At 60.8% G+C, this 22,828-nt stretch carries 11 protein-coding genes and 2 riboswitches; of the genes, 6 read left to right on the forward strand and 5 right to left on the reverse strand.

Translation table 11 applies throughout. From position 1 onward, the window contains the following. The first annotated feature begins 27 nt into the window (after window positions 1-27). Entirely contained in the window at window positions 28-6,597 is a 6,570-nt protein-coding gene (locus tag ACA057_RS12655; protein WP_497348776.1) for an NEL-type E3 ubiquitin ligase domain-containing protein, read from the forward strand. Between the two features lie 224 nt (window positions 6,598-6,821). On the opposite strand, the gene metH is transcribed toward ACA057_RS12655, so the two are convergent. Next, window positions 6,822-10,532, reverse strand: a complete 3,711-nt coding sequence (gene metH / locus ACA057_RS12660) for a methionine synthase (RefSeq protein WP_497348778.1) — start codon at window positions 10,530-10,532, stop codon at window positions 6,822-6,824. 155 nt (window positions 10,533-10,687) lie between these two features. Here metH and ACA057_RS12665 point away from each other — a divergent pair, with 155 nt between their 5' ends. From ACA057_RS12665 to nfuA, 3 genes are all read left to right on the forward strand, one after another. Continuing rightward, window positions 10,688-12,982 carry a fatty acid cis/trans isomerase gene (locus ACA057_RS12665; protein ID WP_497348780.1) on the forward strand — a complete coding sequence of 765 codons (2,295 nt, stop codon included), beginning with the start codon at window positions 10,688-10,690 and terminating at the stop codon, window positions 12,980-12,982. Window positions 12,983-13,167: 185 nt separating this feature from the next. After that, entirely contained in the window at window positions 13,168-14,202 is a 1,035-nt protein-coding gene (locus ACA057_RS12670) for an acyltransferase family protein (protein ID WP_497348782.1), read from the forward strand. Between the two features lie 57 nt (window positions 14,203-14,259). Continuing rightward, window positions 14,260-14,844 (forward strand): Fe-S biogenesis protein NfuA, encoded by a 585-nt coding sequence (nfuA, locus tag ACA057_RS12675; protein ID WP_007898222.1) that lies wholly within the window; start codon window positions 14,260-14,262, stop codon window positions 14,842-14,844. 52 nt (window positions 14,845-14,896) lie between these two features. Here nfuA and cobM read toward each other — a convergent pair whose 3' ends face one another. The 4 genes from cobM to ACA057_RS12695 all read right to left on the reverse strand — a co-directional run bounded on the left by cobM (window position 14,897) and on the right by ACA057_RS12695 (window position 17,057). Then, entirely contained in the window at window positions 14,897-15,643 is a 747-nt protein-coding gene (cobM, locus tag ACA057_RS12680) for a precorrin-4 C(11)-methyltransferase (RefSeq protein ID WP_497348784.1), read from the reverse strand. An 84-nt stretch (window positions 15,644-15,727) separates the two neighbouring features. Next, on the reverse strand, window positions 15,728-16,141 hold the full coding sequence (locus ACA057_RS12685; protein WP_497348786.1) for a cobalamin biosynthesis protein: 414 nt from the start codon (window positions 16,139-16,141) through the stop codon (window positions 15,728-15,730). After that, window positions 16,138-16,845: a CbtA family protein gene (locus ACA057_RS12690; RefSeq protein ID WP_497348788.1), complete on the reverse strand. Its 708-nt coding sequence runs from the start codon at window positions 16,843-16,845 to the stop codon at window positions 16,138-16,140. Before ACA057_RS12690 ends, ACA057_RS12685 begins: the two co-directional genes overlap by 4 nt. Before the next feature lie 11 nt (window positions 16,846-16,856). After that, window positions 16,857-17,057 carry a CbtB domain-containing protein gene (locus tag ACA057_RS12695; protein ID WP_497348790.1) on the reverse strand — a complete coding sequence of 67 codons (201 nt, stop codon included), beginning with the start codon at window positions 17,055-17,057 and terminating at the stop codon, window positions 16,857-16,859. Between the two features lie 120 nt (window positions 17,058-17,177). Beyond that, window positions 17,178-17,404, reverse strand: a riboswitch (cobalamin riboswitch). 187 nt (window positions 17,405-17,591) lie between these two features. Further along, window positions 17,592-17,805, forward strand: a riboswitch (cobalamin riboswitch). Window positions 17,806-17,903: 98 nt separating this feature from the next. On the opposite strand from ACA057_RS12695, the gene cobW reads away from it, so the two are divergent. Together cobW and cobN are read left to right on the forward strand one after the other, a co-directional pair. After that, on the forward strand, window positions 17,904-18,965 hold the full coding sequence (gene cobW / locus ACA057_RS12700; RefSeq protein WP_497348792.1) for a cobalamin biosynthesis protein CobW: 1,062 nt from the start codon (window positions 17,904-17,906) through the stop codon (window positions 18,963-18,965). Between the two features lie 3 nt (window positions 18,966-18,968). Continuing rightward, window positions 18,969-22,814 carry a cobaltochelatase subunit CobN gene (gene cobN, locus ACA057_RS12705; protein ID WP_497348794.1) on the forward strand — a complete coding sequence of 1,282 codons (3,846 nt, stop codon included), beginning with the start codon at window positions 18,969-18,971 and terminating at the stop codon, window positions 22,812-22,814. Window positions 22,815-22,828 lie beyond the last annotated feature (14 nt).

Consider the following 22,828-nt stretch of genomic DNA (forward strand, 5'->3'; position numbering starts at 1 on the left):
GTCGTTCCACTTGTCAGGAGCGACACCATGCCACGCATTCCCCGAGAAAAAACCAGCCTCCATAGCGACTTCCTTGAACAGATCAGCCCCGACTGGCTGATTGACGCCACGCCGGCCAGACGCGCGGCGATAAAAGATTCCCGTGCGCACCTGCCGGGCTGGTATCAAGACGCGTCCATCGAGCAACGGCAGGCGTTGAGCAACAGGTTCAACGCCAGTTTTACCGCCCAGACAGCGCTGGACAAGACGATGTCAGCGCTCCAGGACATCGACACATTCGCCGCCCCGTTGCTCGGCAAAGCCTTGAAGGAGCAGTTCGGGATCGACCTGGACGTCAATAAAACCCTGTTGTGCCTGAGGCGACCGCTGGAAGTGGGCGTCTTTGAAATCGAAATCACCTCGTTCGAGGTGCTGAAACTCTCGTTGTTGCAGGCTGCGCTGCATAACTTCGAAGCGTCCGAGTGTGAGGAGGGCGCCTTCCATCATCAATCCGGGTTCGTTGTAGAAACCTCCACCCCCGGCACGTTCGAAGTCGCCACTGTCGCCATGACGGTCAGGCAGTTCTTGTCACTCTGTCGCACGCTGAATATCGGCGCCCACTATCAAACCTACGTGAAGGGGTTCTTCCAGCCTGCGGATGCGCAGAGGGAGGCGACGCTTCGCCAGCAATTCATCACCAGTCAGAAAACAGCGCTGAGCGCCGCTGCCGAATTGGCCCTGCTGAAAAAGGATATCGAGCCCGAAGACTACACCATGATCCTGTCGGTGGTCGGCGGTGAAATCCACCCCGTTCTGGGTAACAGGCCGGTGTGGTTTCGCGACTTGAGTTTGATGAAACGAAGAATGACCGGCTGCGTCGTGTTCAGCATCTGCGAACAATACCGCTATACCGATGATTTCATCGTTTACATACCCCACGACCCGGAGCACCCGCTCAAGCGCTACACCCCTTCGCAGTGGCGAGATGAGTTCAAACGCCAGTTCACCGCCCGTGATGCATCGCCGTCCGATCAGGGTCGCCCGACAGCTCATCAGCGTTTTTTCAGCCAGTTCGTGGCCTACGCCGACCGTCCGTATTACTTCAGCCAGTTCACCCGACCTTCAGCGGACTCGCCCTCTGATCCATGGCGATCCATTTGGGTAAAAGTCGCCCAGCTGGTGCCGCCGATTTCGACCATCGCCCGCATCAAAGAGGTGCCGCCCGAGCCACAGGCCAAGCGCGAGCCGGTCGCAGACCCTTATCTCAATCCGTTCGGTGTCACTCGCAAAGGGGCTGATGGCATCTGGTCCGCCAACAGCGATCTCTGGAACTATCTCTACGAACAGCACCGCACCAAGGTCATCGCCGACACGCGCAGCCATGCGGTTCCCACCGCTGACGTCGATGCGAAAGTGCGCGCGGAAAAGCTCAATCACCTGCTGGAAATCGGCATGCTGGGGTTGAACATGGTGTCGATGTTCGTCCCGGTGCTGGGCGAGCTCATGATCACGGTGATGGCCGGGCAGTTGCTGTACGAATCCTTCGAGGGGGCGATCGAGTGGAGTGAGGGCGATCGCCAAGCCGCCAAGGCGCATCTGGTCGACGTCGCGCAGAACCTGGCGCTGATCGGCGTGATGGCCGGCGGGGGCAAAGTGCTGGGCAAACTGGCAACGCTGAAACCCGAACCCGTGATCGAGAAGCTCGATCAAGTTACCCGACCTGATGGGAAAACCCGTTTGTGGAAACCGGACCTGGCGGCGTATGAAAGTGATCTTGCGCTGGGTCACAACGCCGTCCCCGACGCCTGGGGACTGCACCAGGTAAACCGCAAGACGTACCTCCGGCAGAGCGGCAAGGTTTATGAAGTCACCTACGATGAACCGCTGAAAAAATGGCGCATCAAGCATCCGACTGACGCTAATGCCTATCAGCCGATTCTCGAACACAACGGGCATGGCGCCTGGCGCCATACGCTTGAGCGCCCGCTCCAGTGGGACCGCTTGACGCTGCTGCGGCGCATGGGGCCTGTGACCGAGGCGTTGAGCGACGAGCAACTGCTCAAGGTCGCCGACGCCGTGGGTGTCGATGACAATGCCTTGCGTAAAATGCACCTGGATCATCTGCCGCCGCCACCGGAGTTGGCTGACGCCTTGCGGCTGTTTGCGCTTGATGTCGGCAAGGCTGAAGCCAGTGACCCATTCATCACCCTGCTGCAGCGAGCATGTCCGGGCCTGGGCGAATCCGCTGCGCAACGGATTCTGCTGGATGCCAGTGCTGAGGAGCTCACGCGCCTGAAAGCAACGCGTCGAGTCCCGTTGAACCTGCTGGAAGAAGCCCGCTGGTACGCGCAGCAGGGGCGTGTGGGTCAGGCCTTTGCCGGTCTGCACCTTGGACGCATGGTTTCGGCTGACAGCCAATGGCTTGCCTTGCACGCACTGGAAAAACTGCCGGGCTGGTCTGGCGAGGTGCGCCTGGAAATTCGCGACGGCCACACCAACGGGCCGCTGATCGATGGCATCGGCCGCGAGGCCGCTGCGAGTCGCAAGTATGTAGTCAAAAAGGGGCCGGCTTACCAGGCGTTTGATGAACATGGCGAGGCACTCAATAGCGTGCCCTCGATGGGCGACAACTTTTTCGCCTCGATTATGCAGGCCTTGCCTGATGAGGCGCGCCAGGCACTGGGTGTTCCCCACGTCAGCCAAAGCGCTGATTTACAGCGGGTCATTGTCGACTCGGCCATCAAGCATCGAGCCGAATTGGCGCAACGACTGGAGGATCGCTCGGGCAGGAACAGGTCGTTCAAGCCGCCCGTACGGGTGACAGAGCGCACCGTGGGCTACTACGCCAGCGGACGCGGCCAAGGGGTCAATCCATCGTTGGTGAGTCGCGTACGGGATGTCTATCCGCTGCTCACCGATCAGCAGGCCAACGGTTTCATCCTCAAGCAATTGCGAGAGGGAAAGACCGACGCACAGATTTTCAGCCATTTGCAGAGGCGCCTGCGTGAATGGCAGCAGCTTGAGTCCACGCTCGATCAATGGGTGGGCGACTCGGTTTCGGAGACTACCTTGCAGTCCATGTTGGGGGGCAAGGCGGCCTCGGCGCGAAACATCAAGCAAGCCTGGCGCAACGCACCGCTGGCCGAGGAGCAGGCGCCTCTTCGGTCACTTGAAGTGGTGTGTGACGACCCGATTCCGCCTCTGTCGGCGGATTTTTCACACGTGAATGATTTGCTGCTCTGGGGGCGGTGTGTCACGGACGCCAGCATCGATGCGCTGCTGGGCGCCTTTCCCAAGCTGAAAAGCCTGCGGATCAATTCAACCAGCGATGAGTTCAGTAACGTGCCGGCGGCGTTGAGCGCAATGCCGGACCTCACCGGCCTGAGCCTGTCTTCGGCCGTGCCCTACGCCGTGGATATGCCGACGAGGCTGAGTGCGCTGACCACGCTTGAAGAACTCAGTGTGTATTCCTCGGGTTATGCACCGCTGGCACTGGATGTCAGCGGCATGCGCAACTTGCGCGCACTCAAGGTCCTTGCACCCTCGCTGGATCAATGGCCCACCGGAGTGCTTGAACTGCCGCACCTTCAACGCCTGGATCTGAAAAGCACCGGGATCAGTACGGTGCCGGACGGCCTGTTCGAGGGGCATGAAAAATTGTGGTCCGGATTGTCGCTGGACTGGTCGAAATTCAGCCGTGAAAAATTCAAACCGGCCTATGAGTACGTCAAGAATCACCCGCAACACCTTATCGACCGGGAAGAGATGGTCAGGGACTACTGCAAAAGTGAGCTGAAACGTCTGGCTGATGGCATGGATGAGCCTTCCTTGGGCCTGTTAAACCATTTTCTCGAGCAATGGCAGGGGGCGCAGGCGCGGTTCGATGCTGTCGATGCCTTGAGCGAGCAGTTCCGCGTACTGGACTGGCAACTGAACGACTGGGCCGGTCGTGCGATGCAACAGAAAATGGATTTGAAGGAAGTGATGGGACGGTCCTGGGCGGCGGCTTTTATCAGGACGTGTTGGCGTAACGGTGTATTCAAGCGCTACGGCGCGACGGTCGATGCCTCTGCGCTTGATCTGCCGAAAGTGCAATTCACTGAGTTCCCCCAACTGCCTGCCGGTGCCTTCGATCATGTACAAACCCTGTACTTGAGGGGGGTGCAAGCGCCGGCCGAACAGTTCCGAGGTTTTGTTCGAGGGTTTAGCGAGCTGCACACCCTCGACCTGAGCGCTAATGGTTTGACCGAAGTCCCGATTGCGCCGGGCGATCTTGCGAAGTTGACCCGTCTCGATCTCTCTGGCAACCGGCTAGTCGTCGATCCCGAGGTGCAGCAAGCACTCGATGGCCTGCGCGCGGTTGAATCCCTGGACTTGAGCGACAACCCGCTGAGCACGCTGGACATCAGCCGGATGACTCGCCTGAAGGTCTTGAATGTGCGGGGCACGAATCTGCATGAATGGCCGACGGGAACGCAAGATCTGCCGCATCTGGCCTGGCTGGATGTGCGTGGCAGCCAGATATCCTCGCTACCGGCCGACCTTGTGGATGACGTGCTGCTCAAGAGCCAGCTGACTTATACACCGTTGACCGCGAAAGCCCTGCAGGCGCTGAAAATGGCTCGGCAGCGCATCGAAATTGCCAAAGTCCTGCCGGCGGGCACGCTGGAAAGGTTCGATCTGGAGGAGGTGCCGGCCACCTTCCCGCCGACAGAAAGTGGCCTTTCCATCGCCCGGCAATTGCTGCCGTTGCCGCCAGTGCCTGTGGGCGAGGGCAATGCGCATTTTGCCACGCGCCTGCAACGACTGAATCCGGCACTTGCCGATGATGAAGCACTTCAGGCCATCGAGCAGATGCGCAACCGGGGTGCAACGGAGGTTCAAATCATCGAGCGGCTAAGGGAATGGGACCAGACTTTTGAAGACCTGACGCGCCGATTGAATGGTTGGCTGTTTACCCGGGAAACCCATGGCGCAGGTTGGGCAGTGTCGTCGGAGAGTCGTCGACTGGGTGCGATACGAATCCTCGATTGCTGGCGCGAAAGTGTGACGGGCGCGGCAGGTGCGATGGGTGAGGTGTTGAATCTCAACGGTCTGCAATTGGGCGATCTCCCCGAGCTGCCGGCCGTGTTCGCTCACGTGGACACGCTGGACCTGACCGGGGTAAGGCTCACCGCGCAAGGTTCCGACGGTTTTCTCAAGGCCTTCACCCACGTGAAATCGTTGAAGCTCAACGGCAATGAGCTGCGAGCGCTACCGGAGCACATCCAGTCCATGGTCAACCTCGAACGGCTTGAACTCTCCGCCAACCGATTGAATGATACCGAGCACCTGTACGCCTCGTTGAACCGACTGGAGCACCTGAAATGGCTGGATCTGGGCTACAACGGGCTGGACGAATTTGATGTCGAGGTGTTTGTGCGACTGGAGACGCTCGATCTGCGCAACAACAATTTGACCGATTGGCCGCAAGGCGTGCTGGACGCCCATCATCTCGGCACACTGAACCTGAGCGGTAACTACCTCACCGCAATGCCTTCCGAGATTCTGGATGGCAGCCACGAGGTGCTGGTTGCCGGTACAGACCTGAGCGAAAACTACAGTCTGGAGCTTGAGAGTCTTGAGCAGCTCAGGGATTACCGCGAGGCAGGTTCACGCGAAACCGTGATGGGACTGTCGCGCACTGATCTGGACGAAATGCTTGCCGATGCCAGCGGCGAGGGTGACGGCGAAAGTGAAAGCGTTGAATCCGATGAAACCCTGCCTGAGGTGCCGCCTGATTTCCAGCAAAGTGCACCTTGGTTAGCCAACGCGGCTCCCGAGGAACTGGCGGGCAAAACGCAGACCTGGAGGCAACTGGCGGCCGAGCCGGACAACGCGGCGTTCTTTCATTTGCTTTCGCGATTGCAGGATACGCAGGAGTTCCGGGTGGCAAATGCCGACCTGACGCGTCGGGTGTGGACGGTGATGGATGCCGCCGCCAGCAATAGCGAACTCAGGGAAATTCTGTTCGCCAGCGCCAACACGCATGGCACCTGCGTTGACGGTCGAATCCTCACCTTCAGCGGGCTGGAAAGTAAAGTCTTCACCCACAACGCCTTGCTCGAAATACCCGCGGGGCGACTGGCCGTAAGGGGTGAGGCACTGTTGAAACTGTCTCGGCAGCTTTTCCGCCTGGACAAGGTCGACGATCTGGCGACGAAAGCCGCTGCGCGCAACGGTCGTGATGAAGCGGAAGTGCGCCTGGGTTATCGAATCGGGCTGACGGAGGGCTGGAGCGACGGTCTGGAATTGCCTGGGCAACCGAAACACATGACCTATGCCTCGGGCGTAACGCCCCGACAATTGGCAGAAGCCCGGATCGAAGTGAGCAACGCGGAACAGTCCGACCGCTTCTTTGAAGACTTGATCCAGCGTGATTACTGGGTCGACTACCTCAAGGAAAAATACCCTGAAGAATTCCGCACACTCGATGAGGCAGAGACGTCCGAGGAGGCGGTGGATGTGGACGACGCAACGTTGATGATCAAGCTTTTTGACCTGGCAGCGGCGCGCAACAGCAAGATGATCGAACTGTCACGCAAAGAGGTCGACGCCCCGAACACCCCAAGCACCTGACCGCTTTCTGTAGGAGCGAGCTTGCTCGCGATGGCAATGCATCTGTCGCCAGCGATATTGACTGTAATGCCGCCATCGCGGGCAAGCCCGCTCCCACAGTAGTTGCGGTCGTTCACCCATTTTGTACCCACCCACGTCCCTGTGGGAGCGGGCTTGCCCGCGAAGGCGATTTCAAGTGCGCCATCGCGGGCAAGCCTTGCTACTACAGGAAATCCAGTGGTGACTTAGTTGTCGTACCCGAGGTTCGGTGCCAACCAGCGTTCGGTCACGCTCAATTCCTGACCTTTACGCGAGGTGTAGCTCTGCACCTGGTCCTTGTCGATCTTGCCCACGGCGAAGTATTGCGCCTGCGGATGCGCGAAGTACCAGCCGCTGACCGCTGCCGCCGGGAACATCGCGTAATGCTCGGTGAGGAACACGCCGCTGCGGCCCGCTTTCATTTCGCTGGCTTCTGGATCGAGCAAGGCAAACAACGTCGATTTCTCGGTGTGATCCGGGCACGCCGGGTAGCCCGGGGCAGGGCGGATGCCGGTGTATTGCTCTTTGATGAGTGCCTCGTTGTCCAGGGTTTCATCCTTGGCGTAACCCCAGTGCTCTTTACGCACTTGCTGGTGCAGCCACTCGGCGCAGGCCTCGGCCAGGCGGTCGGCCAGGGCCTTGACCATGATCGAGTTGTAATCGTCGCCAGCATCCTGATAAGCCTTCGCCACTTCTTCGGCGCCGATGCCGGCGGTGGTGATGAAACCACCCACGTAGTCGGTCACTTCGCTGTCCTTCGGTGCAACGAAGTCGGCCAGGGAGAAGTTCGGCTTGCCGTCGGTTTTGATGATCTGCTGGCGCAAGTGATGCAGCTTGGCCAATGGCTTGCCGTCATCGCCATAGACTTCGATGTCGTCGTCACGCACCTGATTGGCCGGCCAGAAACCGAACACCGCACGGGCGCTGATGAGTTTCTCGTCGATCAGCTTGGCGAGCATTTCCTGGGCATCGGCAAACAGCGCGGTGGCGGCTTCACCGACCACTTCGTCGGTGAGGATGCGCGGGTACTTGCCGGCCAGATCCCAGGAGATAAAGAACGGCGTCCAGTCGATGTACTCGGCCAGAACCTTCAGGTCGATATTGTCCAGTACCTTGGCGCCGGTGAACGTCGGTTTGACCGGCTCGTAGGTGCTCCAGTCGAACTGCGGCTTCTTGGCAATCGCCGCCGGGTAGCTCAGGCGCTCGGTGCGCGCGCTGCGATTGGCCGTGCGCTCGCGGACGTCGATGTATTCCAGGCGGGTCTTTTCGACGAACGCCGGTTTCAGTTCCTTGGACAGCAATTGCGTCGCCACGCCCACGGCGCGGGAGGCGTCGGTGACGTAGATCACCGCGTCGTTGCTGTACTTCGGCTCGATCTTCACCGCCGTGTGCGCCTTGGAGGTGGTCGCGCCACCGATCATCAGCGGCAAGTGGAAATCCTGACGCTGCATCTCGCGAGCGACGTGGACCATTTCATCCAGCGAAGGCGTGATCAGGCCGGAGAGGCCGATGATGTCGCATTTCTGCTCCTTGGCCACTTGCAGGATCTTCTCCGCCGGCACCATCACGCCGAGGTCGACGATGTCGTAGCCGTTACAGCCAAGTACCACGCCCACGATGTTCTTGCCGATATCGTGCACGTCGCCCTTGACCGTGGCCATGAGGATCTTGCCCTTGGCTTCCGGTTTGTCGCCTTTTTCCAGTTCGATGAACGGGATCAAGTGGGCCACGGCCTGCTTCATCACGCGGGCGGATTTCACCACCTGCGGCAGGAACATTTTGCCGGCACCGAACAGGTCGCCGACGATGTTCATGCCCGACATCAGCGGGCCTTCGATCACTTCGATCGGGCGAGCAAACGACTGACGCGATTCTTCGGTATCTTCCACGATGTGCGTGGTGATGCCTTTGACCAGCGCATGCTCCAGACGCTTGTTGACGTCCCAGTTGCGCCACTCTTCCGTCTCGGCTTCCTTGACGCTGCCATCGCCCTTGTATTTGTCGGCAATGGCGAGGAGGGCGTCGGTGCCGTTCGGGGTGCGGTTGAGCACTACATCTTCGACGGCGTCGCGCAGTTCGGCCGGGATCTGGTCGTAGATCTCCAGCTGACCGGCGTTGACGATGCCCATGGTCAGGCCGTTGCGGATCGCATACAGCAGGAACACCGAATGGATCGCTTCACGCACCGGGTTGTTGCCTCGGAACGAGAACGACACGTTGGACACGCCGCCCGACGTCAGGGCATACGGCAGTTCGTCACGGATGTAGGCACAGGCGTTGATGAAGTCCACAGCGTAGTTGTTGTGTTCTTCGATGCCGGTGGCGATGGCGAAGATGTTCGGGTCGAAGATGATGTCTTCCGGTGGGAAGCCGACATCGTTGACCAGAATGTCGTAGGAGCGTTTGCAGATTTCTTTCTTGCGCGCTTCGGTGTCGGCCTGACCGGCCTCATCGAACGCCATCACCACCACGGCAGCGCCGTAGCGCTTGCACAGTTTGGCGTGATGAATGAACTGCTCGACGCCTTCTTTCATGCTGATCGAGTTGACGATGCCCTTGCCCTGGATGCACTTGAGGCCGGCTTCGATCACTTCCCACTTCGAGGAGTCGATCATGATCGGTACGCGGGAGATGTCCGGTTCACCGGCAATCAGATTGAGGAAGGTCACCATGGCCTTCTTCGAATCGAGCATCCCTTCGTCCATGTTGATGTCGATCACCTGGGCGCCGGCTTCGACCTGCTGCAGGGCGACTTCCAGGGCTTCGGTGTAGTTGTCTTCACGGATCAGCCGGGCGAATTTGGCGGAACCGGTGATGTTGGTACGCTCGCCGACGTTGATAAACAACGAGTTGCGGTCGATGGTGAACGGTTCCAGGCCCGAGAGGCGGCAGGCTTTCGGAATTTCCGGAATCTGGCGCGGCGCATAACCGGCCACCGCTTTGGCGATGGCTTCGATGTGGCCCGGCGTGGTGCCGCAGCAGCCGCCGACAATGTTGAGGAAGCCGCTCTGGGCGAATTCTTCGATGACCTTGGCGGTTTCCGCCGGCAGTTCGTCGTACTCACCGAATTCGTTCGGCAGACCGGCGTTCGGGTGCGCGGAAACGTGGGTGCCGGCCTTGTTCGACAGCTCTTCCAGGTACGGGCGCAGCTCGCTGGCGCCGAGGGCGCAGTTCAGGCCGACCGAGATCGGCTTGGCGTGGGCCACGGAGTTCCAGAACGCTTCGGTGGTCTGGCCCGACAAGGTACGGCCGGAGGCGTCGGTGATGGTGCCGGAGATCATGATCGGCAGTTCGACGCCGAGTTCTTCGTAAACCCCTTGCACGGCGAAGATTGCGGCTTTGGCGTTGAGGGTGTCGAAAATGGTTTCGATCAGGATCAGGTCGGCGCCGCCTTCGATCAGGCCTTTGGTGGCCTCGGTGTAGTTCTCCACCAGTTCATCGAAGGTCACGTTGCGGTAGCCGGGGTTGTTCACGTCCGGCGACAGCGAGCAGGTGCGGCTGGTCGGGCCGAGCACGCCGGCGACGAAGCGCGGCTTGTCCGGGTTCTCGAGGGTTTTCGCGTCGGCGATCTTGCGCGCCAGGCGAGCGCCTTCTACGTTCAGTTCGTAGGCCAGTTCTTCCATGCCGTAATCGGCCATGGAAATCCGGGTGGCGTTGAAGGTGTTGGTTTCCAGAATGTCGGCGCCGGCGTCCAGGTAGGCTTTCTCGATGCCGCCAATCACGTCCGGGCGCGTCAGTATCAACAGGTCATTGTTGCCTTTGACATCGCTCGGCCAGTCAGCGAAGCGTTTGCCACGGTAATCCTGCTCTTCGAGCTTGTAGCTCTGGATCATCGTGCCCATGCCGCCATCGAGAATCAGGATGCGCTCTTTGAGGGCGTGCTTGAGAGCTTGAAGGCGAACGCTGCGATCGGACATTTGGACTACTCGGTAAGGCCATGACGAAGGGGCGGGATAATAGCAAACCTGCGCGCTCCTAGAGCATGTCCGGTTTTTGCATGAATATCGCTCATGTTGGTACGGGTGTCCGAGCGTTAGAATCGCGGCGTTTTTTCATGATTGGGACCAGGGACATGTCTTTTCGCGTCATCAGCATGGTGTTGCTGTTTTTAAGCTGGGGCGCGGCCGCGCAAGAACCGGCCATTTCCGCTGGCATTTCCTACAGCCGCGACATCCAACCGATCTTCACCGAAAAGTGCGTGGCCTGCCATGCCTGCTACGACGCCGCTTGTCAGCTCAATCTGGGCAGTGGTGAAGGGGCGGCGCGGGGCGCGACCAAGATTGTGGTGTACGACGGCGAGCGCAGCCGGGCCGCTGCACCGACCCGGCTGTTTTACGACGCCTTTGGCAAACGCACGTGGCAGCAAAAGGGCTTCTATTCGGTACTCGACGCCCAGGGCAGTCAGGCTGCTCTGATGGCGCGGATGCTGGAGTTGGGACACACCACGCCGTTGCAGCCCAACGCGAAGCTGCCTGAAGACATTGTCCTGGGCCTGAACCGGGAAAACACCTGCGCCATGCCGGCCGAGTTTGCCGGCTACGCCAGCACGCATCCGAAGGAGGGCATGCCGCTGGCGGTCACCGGCCTCACCGATCAGCAATACCAGACGCTGCAACGCTGGCTGGCCTCCGGCGCGCCCATCGATGAGCAAGGCTTGGTGCCTTCGGCGAAGGAAGCGTTGCAGGTGGTGCAATGGGAAAACCTGCTCAACGCGCCGGGCGCGCGACAAAGCCTGGTCGGGCGCTGGTTGTTCGAGCATTGGTTTCTCGCTCACATTTACTTCAAGGACGGCGAGCCGGGGCACTTCTTCCAGTGGGTGCGTTCGCGCACGCCGACCGGCCAGCCGATCGATTTGATCAACACCCGCCGTCCGAACGATGACCCCGGCACTCAGGTGTATTACCGCTTGTGGCCGGTGCAAGGGGTGATTGTGCAGAAGACCCACATTACCTATCCGCTGAGCGCGGCGAAGATGGCGCGGATCAAAACCCTCTTTTATAACGGCAACTGGCAAGTCAACGCCTTGCCGGGTTACGGGCCGGAGCGCCGGGCCAATCCGTTCACTACCTTCGAGGCGATTCTGGCACAGGCGCGCTATCAGTTCATGCTCGATAATGCCGAATACTTCGTGCGCACCTTCATTCGCGGCCCTGTCTGTCGCGGTGAGATTGCCACTGACGTGATCCGCGATAACTTCTGGGCGCTGTTCCAGGCGCCGGAACACGACCTCTACATCATTGACCCGAATTACCGGGGCCAGGCCACGCCGTTGCTGGCGATGCCGGGGCAGAACGACGACGTCGGCAGCGTCCTGAGCCTGTGGCACGACTATCTCGACAAGCGTAACGAATACGAGGCGCTGCGCCGCGACAGTTACGCCGATGCGCCGGCACCGAGCTGGTCGACCTTGTGGGCCGGCAACGATAACGCTTTGCTGACCATCTTCCGCCACTTTGACAGCGCTTCAGTGAACAAGGGCCTGATCGGTGACGTGCCGCAAACGATGTGGCTGTTCGACTTCCCGCTGCTGGAGCGCACCTACTATCAGCTGGCGGTCAACTTCGACGTGTTCGGCAACGTCTCCCATCAGGCGCAGACGCGGCTGTATTTCGACCTGATCCGCAACGGCGCCGAGCAGAACTTCCTGCGCCTGATGCCGGCGGATTCGCGGGACGCATACCTCGACGATTGGTACCAGAACAGCGGCAAGATCAAGATGTGGCTGGATTACGAGGCCATTGATAACGACAAGGAGACGGCGCTCGTCCTGAACGAAAAAGACCCCAAGCGTGATTTCGCCCTGCAGTTGCTGGCCCGCTACGGCGACCTCGATGCCAAGCCCGATCCAATCAATCGCTGTGACGGCGCTTATTGCTCGCGACCGAATATCGATCTGCAATTGCAGAGTGCCGAGCAGGCCTTGAGTCGCCTGACGTCGCGGCCGGCGGCGGGGTTGAAAGTTATCGATCAGTTGCCGGAAGCAACGATGCTGCGCATTCAAACCACCAGCGGCAAGCGTGAGGTCTATAGCCTGCTGCGCAACCGCGCGCACAGCAACGTGGCGTTCCTGCTCGGTGAGTCGCTGCGCTATCAACCGGGGCTCGACACGCTGACTATTTTCCCCGGCATGCTCAGCAGCTATCCGAACTTCATGTTCAACATTCCGGCCGGGCAGGTGCCCGAGTTCGTCGACGCGATGGAAAACGCCAAGGACGCCCATCGCTTCGAGAAAATCGTCGAACGCTGGGGGATTCGCCGTAGCCATCCGCAATTCTGGTTCTACTTCCATGATATGAGCCGGTATGTCCACGAGACCGACCCGGTGGAAGAGGGCGTCCTGGACATGAACCGCTACGAGAATCTTTGATCGACCTTTGACAGACGCCTGATGTCCCAATCTGAAGGCACCGTAGAACCCCTGTGGGAGCGGGCTTGCCCGCGATAGCGGTGGATCATTCGCCATCAGGTTGAATGTGATGGTCCCATCGCGGGCAAGCCCGCTCCCACAAGGGATTTTGGTGGTGCGTAGATTTGGTATCCGGAGGGCCGTCAATGTTGATTTCAGTGCAGGCACTGCGCGCCATCGCCGCCTGGGCAGTGGTTTGCCACCATTTCATGCAGATTTTCTTCGACTTCAAGGCCCATGGGCCGGTGGGGCAGATGTTCATCGACAAGGGCGCGGTGGGCGTCGACGTGTTTTTTGTCATCAGTGGCCTGGTGATTTTCCTCTCCACCGAGGGCAAGTCGCTGCCGCCGGGGCGCTTTCTGCTGTATCGCCTCTTTCGCATCGTCCCGGCGTACTGGCTGTATACGGTGCTGATGGCGTTGCTGGTGGTGTTCGCCAAACCCTTGCTGCCGGATCAGACGGTCGACTGGTCGCATTTCCTGCTGTCGCTGCTGTTCATTCCTACCGAGAACCCCGGCGGCTACGGGATTTATCCGACGCTTAACGTTGGCTGGACCCTTAACTACGAAATGCTGTTTTACCTGCTGTTCGCCTGGGCGCTGCTGTTTCGCTTGCAGGTCCGGTTGCTGGTCGTTGCGGCGCTGCTGTTCGCGGTGTGCCAGGCGTGGACCGGTTATGGCTGGGTCAGCGAGTTCTATCGCTCGGGTATCGTTTATGAGTTCCTGCTGGGGATCGCCATCGGCATGATCTACCGCCGTGGCTGGATCAAGCCGGGTTTGTACCTGCCATTGCTGGGCATTGCCGGGGCGTTGACGGCTATTTATCACCTGGCGCCGCAACCACGATTCCTGACCTGGGGCGTGCCGAGTGCGGTGCTGGTCATGGCGTGCATGTCGCTGGAACGCTTTTTCGCGAACAATCGGCTGTTCAAGTTGCTCGGTGATTGTTCCTACTCGGTGTACCTGATGCACGTGCTGGTGCTGTCTGCGGGTGGTTTTGTCGCTCAGCGCTACGGCATAAACCCCTACGTGATGTTCGCTGTTTGCGCGGCGACGATTGGCCTGGGTTCGTGGGCAAGCTACGAATGGGTGGAAAAATGCAGCTATCGGTGGCTTAAAGACTGGATTGACGGTGAACCGGCGGTCGAGACGGTCCCGGCTCTTTCCCGACAAAAATACTAGGACTTTGTCCGGCGCGATGATTGGCGTAAACTGCGCCCAAGCCTGCGAGGAGTTTCCATGACCGCTATTACCATTACCGACGCCGCCCACGATTATCTGGCTGATCTGCTCTCCAAGCAGAACACCCCAGGCATCGGCATCCGCGTCTTTATCACCCAGCCTGGCACCCAGTACGCCGAAACCTGCATTGCTTATTGCAAGCCGGGCGAAGAAAAACCTGAAGACACGGCGCTGGGGCTGAAAAGCTTCACTGCTTACATCGACTCGTTCAGCGAAGCGTTCCTGGACGATGCGGTAGTCGACTACGCCACCGACCGCATGGGCGGCCAGCTGACCATCAAGGCGCCAAACGCCAAAGTGCCGATGGTCAACGCCGACAGCCCGGTGAACGAGCGCATCAACTACTACCTGCAAACCGAGATCAACCCGGGGCTCGCGAGCCACGGCGGTCAGGTCAGCCTGATCGATGTGGTCGAGGACGGCATCGCCGTGCTCAAGTTCGGCGGCGGTTGCCAGGGCTGCGGCCAGGCAGACGTGACCTTGCGTGAAGGCATCGAGCGCACCTTGCTCGAGCGCATTCCCGAGCTCAAGGGCGTTCGCGACGTGACCGACCACACGCAGAAAGAAAACGCCTACTACTGAGTAAGGTGTTCGCTGCAAACATAAAAAACGGCGCCCCGTGAGCGCCGTTTTTTTATGGGCGATACAAATGCGCATGCCCGGCACGGTACAGCGACGACTCACTAAAGTGATCGCTGCCCAACACCCGACCCACCAGAATCAACGCCGTACGCCGAAATCCCTTCGCCGCCACCTTCTCGGCAATATCCTCAAGCGTTCCCACTACCCAATCCTGATCCGGCCAGCTCGCCCGGTGAATCACCGCAATCGGACAATCCGCGCCGTAATGCGGCAGCAATTCAGCCAGGATCTTCTCCAGATGATTGACCCCCAGATGAATCGCCATGGTCGCCCCGTGCTGCGCCAGGCTGCCCAGTTCTTCGCCCGCCGGCATCGCGGTTTTGTCGGCGTAGCGGGTCAGAATCACGCTCTGTGACACGTCCGGCAGCGTCAGTTCCGCACCGAGCAACGCCGCGCAGGCCGCCGTCGCTGTCACGCCGGGAATGATTTCAAACGGGATGTCGAATTCGCGCAGGTAACGAATCTGCTCGCCAATGGCGCCGTACAGGCTCGGATCGCCGGAATGCACGCGAGCCACATCCTGGCCGTTGGCATGGGCAGTCTTGATCAGGTCGATAATCTGTTCCAGGTGCAATTCGGCGCTGTTGACCACTTGTTCAGCCTGATGACCTTCCAACACGGCGGTGGGCACCAGGGAGCCGGCGTAGAGGATGACCGGGCAGCTGCGAATCAGCCGTTGGCCTTTGACGGTGATCAGTTCCGGGTCGCCCGGACCTGCGCCAATGAAATAGACGGTCATCGTCGGTTCCTGTGAGAAAAAGGGGCTTGGGCAAGGCTTCAGATGAAGATTGCTCATGATCGAAGACGGGGATTATCGGGGATTTTATACAGCGCAGGCCAATGCGAGGGTGGCCTGGGCATACTTTTGTCGCGAAATCAGCAGTTTTACCGGCGCCTGGGACAGGTGTTCGGCGAGGGCGAGGGCGGCACTTTCCGCCACGCCGTAGCAGCCGGTGCGTTCGAACGCGATGTCTGACTGATGGCTGAGTTGCGTTTGGTAACCGACCAGTTGCTCACTGCTGAAATAGATCAGCGGCAGCGACAATTGTTCGGCCAGTTCGATCAGGCCAGGCTCATCGCGCTTCATGTCGATACTGGCCAGGGCCCTGATCTGATGAAGTCCGATTTGATGCGCCTGTAACGCCTGATCGAGCAATGCCCGCAGCGTGCTGACAGGGCAGCCGCGCTGGCAGCCCAGACCGACTGCCAGGGTCGGCGCTGCGCTGGCATCTGTCATGCGTGGTATTGACCCGCGCTTTTGCGGCGGAACAACCAGGCACTGATCAGGCCCAGGGCCAGCCAGAATCCCATGTTGGTCAGCTGCGAAGCGATTTTGAACTGGGTTTCCAGCGCTTGCGGCGCGAGCATCGAATGCACTTCCGGTTGCGGAGCGCCGATCAAATGAGGAACGGCCAGGATCGCCGCGCCAAGGACTTTCATCAGCCAGTGGCGGCTAAACACGATCAGCGCGATGCCGACGGCGGTGGAGGCCGCCGCGCCAATCCACCAGAACTGCCGTTGTGCCAGATCGGCCGCAGCGGTGCCGGGCAACTCAGGCGGCAGGCCGAGGGTCGGCGCGAGCACGAAGGTCGCATAACCGGCCAGGCCCCAGAGCAAGCCCTGCGAGGTTTTGGTCGGTGCACGCAAGGTGTAGAGACCAGCGAGCATCAGGGCGAAACCGACAGCGACCACCAGATTACCGCCAGTGGTCGACAGCACGCGCTGCCAGCCGTCTTCAGGTTCCCAGGCTTCGGCGTCGTGGGTGTGAGCGGTGACAGCACCGGCGTCGTGTTCGTGGACTACAACAGCGGCTGGTTCGGATTTTTCGTAGGTTTCTGCCTGTAAAATCAACGGAGCCACCCAGAAGCTTTGCAGCAGGGTCAGCAGCAGGGCGGCCAGCAGTCCGGTGAAACCTGCGGTTTGCGCAATACGCTTGATCATGTCGGCAGGTCTCAATGGCACGGGAAAGCGGAGCTGTGACGGGTGTCGTGCGCGGCGTTGTGCACTGCTTCGATGTGCGAGAAACCGGCGAAATACACCAGGCTAGCGCCAAGGATCGATGCGCAAACGGCAGCGGTCAGGCGTTGAGTCAGGGTCGTGGTGGTGCTGGCGGTCTTATCGGTGTTGCTGCCGGTGCTGCTGATAATCGACATGGCGCTTCCCTCTGGTCTGTCAGTGGGTGAATAGAGCGCATGGAAGATCTCTGCGAGTCGGGCGCGCAGAGGTTCAAACAGCGCCCGCCCACCGCGGGTTTGTTATTCAGTGAACGTAATGGTCACTGTGTGTTGCGGGCCGGTCTCCGGGCTCACGAGGGGCTAGGCTTGCGCCTTGACCTGCAAGCATCACCTTCCCATGCCGAACTGCTGGCACAGTGGATCTGACGCTTCGCTCGCTTACCGTTGCGGGGGCAGCACCGGACTGACATGGCCTTGAGTAAAGCACATGATTCACCGGTTTCCCGTTTCACCCTGTGAAGGGCACCCGTAACAAGGTGAGTAGGAGAGCATGGGCGGGGGTTGGGCGTCAATTGGCAGGGGTTCTCAGTTGATACCGAGTCGCTCCCTTCGCGGGCAAGCCTCGCTCCTACAAAAAGCACCGCGGTCCTGTAGGAGCGAGGCTTGCCCGCGAAGGCGTCATTTCAACCACCGCGAACTTCGCTAGAACATTGACCCGCCCCCACACGATGCGTAGCCTTGCGCTTTCGAGGTTCTTCGGCGTTTTGCCGAAGCTAAGAAGGGAACGCGGTCGATGCCGCGGCTGCCCCCGCAACTGTGAACGGTGATGTTCGCTGCCACGCCACTGCAAACGCCGTCCAACGGGTTCGCGGGAAGGCGCAGCCAACGCCAGTCCAACGATTGGCACACCGTCAGCCAGGAGACCTGCCTCGACACAGATTCTCACTACAACCGGGCGGGGTGATCCGGTGGCGAACTCTTCCGCGCGCGCACGTCGCAGCGATTGTCGTCCCGTATGCCCGCCACCTTGCCAAAGGGCATCCGATGAAAACACTGGCCAAACTCCCCGTCACCATCGTTACCGGCTTCCTCGGCTCGGGCAAAACCACCTTGCTTCGACACATGCTCGACAACGCTCAGGGCCGCCGTATCGCGGTGATCGTCAACGAGTTCGGCGAGCTGGGCATCGACGGCGAAATCCTCAAGCAGTGCGCCATCGGCTGCACCGAAGAAGAAGCCAACGGCCGCGTCTACGAACTGGCCAACGGCTGCCTGTGCTGCACCGTCCAGGAAGAATTCTTCCCGGTGATGCGCGAACTGGTGGCCCGTCGCGGCGACCTCGACCACATCCTGATCGAAACCTCGGGCCTGGCCCTGCCAAAACCGTTGGTTCAAGCCTTCCAGTGGCCGGAAATCCGCAGCGCCTGCACCGTCGATGCGGTGATCACCGTGGTCGACAGCCCGGCCGTGGCCGCCGGCACCTTCGCCGCATTCCCGGATCAGGTCGACGCCCAGCGCAAACTCGACCCGAACCTCGATCACGAATCACCGCTGCACGAACTGTTCGCCGACCAACTGGCCAGCGCCGACCTGGTGATCCTCAACAAGGCCGACCTGATCAGCGCGGAAGACCTCGCCCGTGTACGCCTGGAAGTCGCCGAAGAACTGCCGCCAGCGGTCAAAGTCATCGAAGCCAGCAGCGGCCGCGTTCCATTGGACGTACTGATTGGCTTGGGCGCCGGTTCCGAAGAACACATCGACAGCCGTCACAGCCATCACGATCACCACCACGAAGGTGAAGACGATCATGACCACGATGCTTTTGATTCGATCTCCATCGAATTGCCGCAAGCCGACGAAAGCCTGCTGATGGACGCACTGACGCAGTTGGTTGTGCAACACGGCATCCTGCGCGTCAAAGGTTTCGCCGCGATCCCGAACAAGCCGATGCGTCTGCTGATCCAGGGCGTGGGCACGCGCTTCGACAAGCATTTCGACCGCCAGTGGGGCGCCGAAGAAGCGCGCACCACGCGCCTGGTGTTGATCGGCCAGGAACTGGACGCCGCTCTGCTCGAAGCGCAATTGCGCGCTGCGCTTAGCGTTTAAGCCATGCACCTGCTCAGGACCCAGCCCGGCGGTTTCGTCTCGGATGACAACATTGCCGACCTTGGACAAACCCCCGCCGAGCTGGTGATCCTGTGCAGCGGCGACTCCAGCCTGGCGCTGCTCGCCGAAGCGGCGCAGCAGTTGCCCGACGATTACCCGAGCGTGCGCCTGGCCAACCCGATGCAGGTGCAGAATCACGCCTCGGTCGACCTGTATGTCGACGAAGTGCTGCGCCATGCCAAGGTGATTCTGATTTCACTGCACGGCGGCATCGCCTATTGGCGTTACGGCGTCGAGCAACTGGTGCAGCTCTCGGAGCGTGGAGTGCAACTGATTCTGGTGCCGGGTGATGATCGCCCGGACCCGGAGCTCAGTGATCTGAGCACCGTGCCCGCCGAAGACCGCGACCGCCTCTGGCAGTTTTTGCGTCAGGGCGGCATGGGCAATGCCCTGGACTTTTTCCGCTGCCTGGCCAACCGTTGGCTGGACCGCGACTACGCCTGGACCGAGCCGCAAACCCTGCCGCGCACCGCGATCTACCATCCACAAAAAAACCCCGCCGACCTACGCGATTGGCAAGCCGACTGGCAGGCTGATCAACCGGTGGCGGCGGTGCTGTTCTACCGCTCGCATTTGCAGGCGGCGAACACCGGTTTCATCGATGTTTTTTGCCAGCGTCTGCAAGCGGCGGGGCTCAATCCGCTGCCGATTGCCGTGGCCAGTTTGAAGGAGCCCGGCTGCCTGACGGTGGTCGAGGACCTGCTGGACGAGACTGAAGCGGCGGTGATTCTCAACACCACCGGTTTCGCCCAGTCCAGCCCTGAAGCGCCGCACCTGCGACCGTTTCGCCGCAACATCCCGGTGATCCAGGCAATTTGCGCCCAGGACAACGAACCTGGTTGGCGCGCCAGCGAGCAAGGCCTCGGCCCGCGTGATTTGGCGATGCACATTGCGCTGCCGGAACTGGACGGGCGGATCATCAGCCGCCCGATCAGCTTCAAGGATTTGGCGTGGCGCAGTGAGCGCAGTCAGTCCGATGTGGTGTGTTATCGGCCGCAACCGGAACGCATGGATTTCGTCGCCGAACTGGCGCGGCGCTGGATCGATCTGGCACGGGTGCCGAACGCAGAAAAACGCATCGCCCTGATCCTCGCCAACTACCCGACGCGCGATGGTCGCATCGGCAATGGCGTCGGCCTCGACACGCCGGCCGCTGCGCTGAACATCCTGCGTGCGCTGCATCAAGAAGGTTATCCGCTGCCCGCCGAATTGCCGGACAGCGGCACCGCGTTGATCCAGCAGTTGCTCGGTGGCGTCAGCAATGACCTCGAGACCCTCGACCAGCGTCCGTGCCAGCAAAGCCTTGCGATGGACGACTACCTGCTGATGTTCAACGCGCTGCCTGACGCCAACCGCGAAGCTGTGCTGGAACGATGGGGTTCACCTGAAAGCGACCCGATGTGCCGTGGCGGGCGCATGATGATCGCCGGGCTGCGCTTCGGCCTGACCTTCGTCGGTATTCAGCCGGCGCGGGGTTATCAAGTCGACCCGAGCGCGGTGTATCACGACCCGGACCTGGTGCCGCCGCACGGCTACCTGGCGTTCTATTTCTGGTTGCGCAACACCTACGGCGCCCACGGCGTGATCCACGTCGGCAAGCACGGCAACCTTGAATGGCTGCCGGGCAAGGGCGTCGGGCTTTCGGAAAACTGCTGGCCGGACGCGTTGCTCGGGCCGTTGCCGAATATCTACCCGTTCATCGTCAACGATCCGGGCGAGGGCGCCCAGGCCAAGCGCCGCACTCAGGCTGTGATCATCGATCACCTGATGCCACCGCTGACCCGCGCCGAAACCTACGGGCCGTTGCGTAACCTTGAGCTGCTGGCCGACGAATATTACGAAGCGCAATTGCTCGATCCGCGCCGCGCCCGGGAGTTGCAGCGCGACATCCTGCAACTGGTGCGCGACACGCACATCGACCGTGAATTGCAACTGGACGAAAAACTCGACAGCGACGTCGACGCGGCGATCTGGCTGCCGCGTCTGGACACGTACTTGTGCGACTTGAAAGAGTCGCAGATCCGCGATGGCCTGCACATTTTTGGCGAATCGCCGACCGGGCGCTTGCGCATTGATACGTTGCTGGCGCTGCTGCGGATTCCTCGTGGCGACGGGCGCGGGGCGCAGTCGAGTTTGCTGCGGGCGTTGGCCAAGGCGTTCGCGTTGGGCTTCGATCCGCTGGATTGTGCGCTGGCAGATCCTTGGACCGGGCCACGTCCGATTGAATTGCAAAATCTTAACGATGAACTCTGGCGCACCGCAGGCGACACCCGCGAACGCCTGGAATTGTTCGCCGCCCAGCTGATTTCCCAAACGGTGAACGACCCCTGTAGGAGCGAGCTTGCTCGCGATGGCGTGTCAGCCAAATCACTATCGACTGACACTCCGCTTTCGCGAGCAAGCCCGCTCCCACAGGAACCCGGCTGGTCGGAAGTGGATGCCATTCTCGACAATTTGCGCGAAGTCGTCGCCCCACGCCTGGACGCCTGCGGCCCAGCGGAAATGCGCGGTCTGCTCGACGCCCTCAGCGGCCGTTTCGTCCCCGCCGGCCCGAGCGGTGCGCCGAGTCGCGGTCGTCTGGACGTGCTGCCGACCGGGCGCAACTTCTATTCGGTGGACGTGCGCAACCTGCCGACCACCACCGCGTGGCGCATCGGTTTCCAGTCGGCAACCCTGATTCTTGAGCGGCATTTGCAGGACCACGGCGACCACCTGCGCCAACTCGGCCTGTCGGTCTGGGGCACCGCGACCATGCGCACCGGTGGCGACGACATCGCCCAGGCCATGGCGCTGATGGGCGTGCGCCCGGTGTGGGCGACGGGCAGTCAGCGGGTCGACGATTTCGAAATCCTGCCGCTGAGTTTGCTCGACCGCCCACGGGTGGACGTGACCTTGCGCGTCTCGGGATTCTTTCGCGATGCGTTTGCCAACCTGATTCGTTTGTTTGATGCCGCGGTACAAGCGGTTGCCGCGCTGGATGAGCCGGACGATCTCAACCCGTTGGCCGCCAAGGTCCGCGCCGAGCGTGAGGCTTTATTGGCAAGCGGCCTGGATGAGGACGCGGCCCGACGTCAGGCCGGTTGGCGCATCTTCGGCGCCAAACCCGGTGCGTACGGCGCGGGTGTGCAGGGCGCCATCGATGGTCGTCTGTGGCAGAGCCGCGAGGACCTGGCCGAGGTTTACCTGAACTGGGGCGGCTACGCGTATGGCGGTTCCGACGAAGGCACCGCTGCCCGCGAACAGTTCGCCCAGCGCCTGAGCCAGGTGCAAGCGGTGCTGCAAAACCAGGACAACCGCGAGCACGATTTGCTCGATTCCAACGATTACTACCAGTTCCAGGGCGGCATGCTCGCCGCCGTGGAAAGCCTCAGTGGCGAAACGGCGGCCAGTTATCATGGCGATCACAGTCAGCCGGATCTGCCGAAGATCCGCACGTTGAAGGAAGAGTTGAACCGGGTGATCCGTTCCCGGGCCGCCAATCCGAAGTGGATCGACGGCGTGAAGCGGCATGGCTACAAAGGCGCGTTCGAACTGGCGGCCACGGTCGATAACCTGTTTGCCTTTGATGCGACCACGCAATTGATCGACGATCACCAGTACGCGTTGCTGGCGGATGCGTATTTGCTGGACCCGGCGACCCGTGATTTCGTCCGTGAACACAACCCCCATGCGTTGCGCGACATGACCGAGCGGATGCTCGAAGCGCAGCAGCGCGGGATGTGGAAGGAGCCAGGTGAATACCGCGAGGCGCTTGAGAATCTGTTGCTCGACATAGAAGAAGACAGCTAGCGCTACCGACCCTG

The sequence above is a fragment of the Pseudomonas sp. LBUM1661 genome (assembly GCF_059695925.1).

Bases quoted from the DNA above. Each gene is read 5' to 3' on its own strand.
- cobM (WP_497348784.1), bottom strand. From the start codon at position 15,643: ATGACCGTCTATTTCATTGGCGCAGGTCCGGGCGACCCGGAACTGATC.
- cobW (WP_497348792.1), top strand. From the start codon at position 17,904: ATGAAAACACTGGCCAAACTCCCCGTCACCATCGTTACCGGCTTCCTC.
- ACA057_RS12670 (WP_497348782.1), top strand. From the start codon at position 13,168: ATGTTGATTTCAGTGCAGGCACTGCGCGCCATCGCCGCCTGGGCAGTG.
- ACA057_RS12685 (WP_497348786.1), bottom strand. From the start codon at position 16,141: ATGACAGATGCCAGCGCAGCGCCGACCCTGGCAGTCGGTCTGGGCTGC.
- ACA057_RS12690 (WP_497348788.1), bottom strand. From the start codon at position 16,845: ATGATCAAGCGTATTGCGCAAACCGCAGGTTTCACCGGACTGCTGGCC.
- ACA057_RS12695 (WP_497348790.1), bottom strand. From the start codon at position 17,057: ATGTCGATTATCAGCAGCACCGGCAGCAACACCGATAAGACCGCCAGC.
- cobN (WP_497348794.1), top strand. From the start codon at position 18,969: ATGCACCTGCTCAGGACCCAGCCCGGCGGTTTCGTCTCGGATGACAAC.
- metH (WP_497348778.1), bottom strand. From the start codon at position 10,532: ATGTCCGATCGCAGCGTTCGCCTTCAAGCTCTCAAGCACGCCCTCAAA.
- nfuA (WP_007898222.1), top strand. From the start codon at position 14,260: ATGACCGCTATTACCATTACCGACGCCGCCCACGATTATCTGGCTGAT.
- ACA057_RS12655 (WP_497348776.1), top strand. From the start codon at position 28: ATGCCACGCATTCCCCGAGAAAAAACCAGCCTCCATAGCGACTTCCTT.
- ACA057_RS12665 (WP_497348780.1), top strand. From the start codon at position 10,688: ATGTCTTTTCGCGTCATCAGCATGGTGTTGCTGTTTTTAAGCTGGGGC.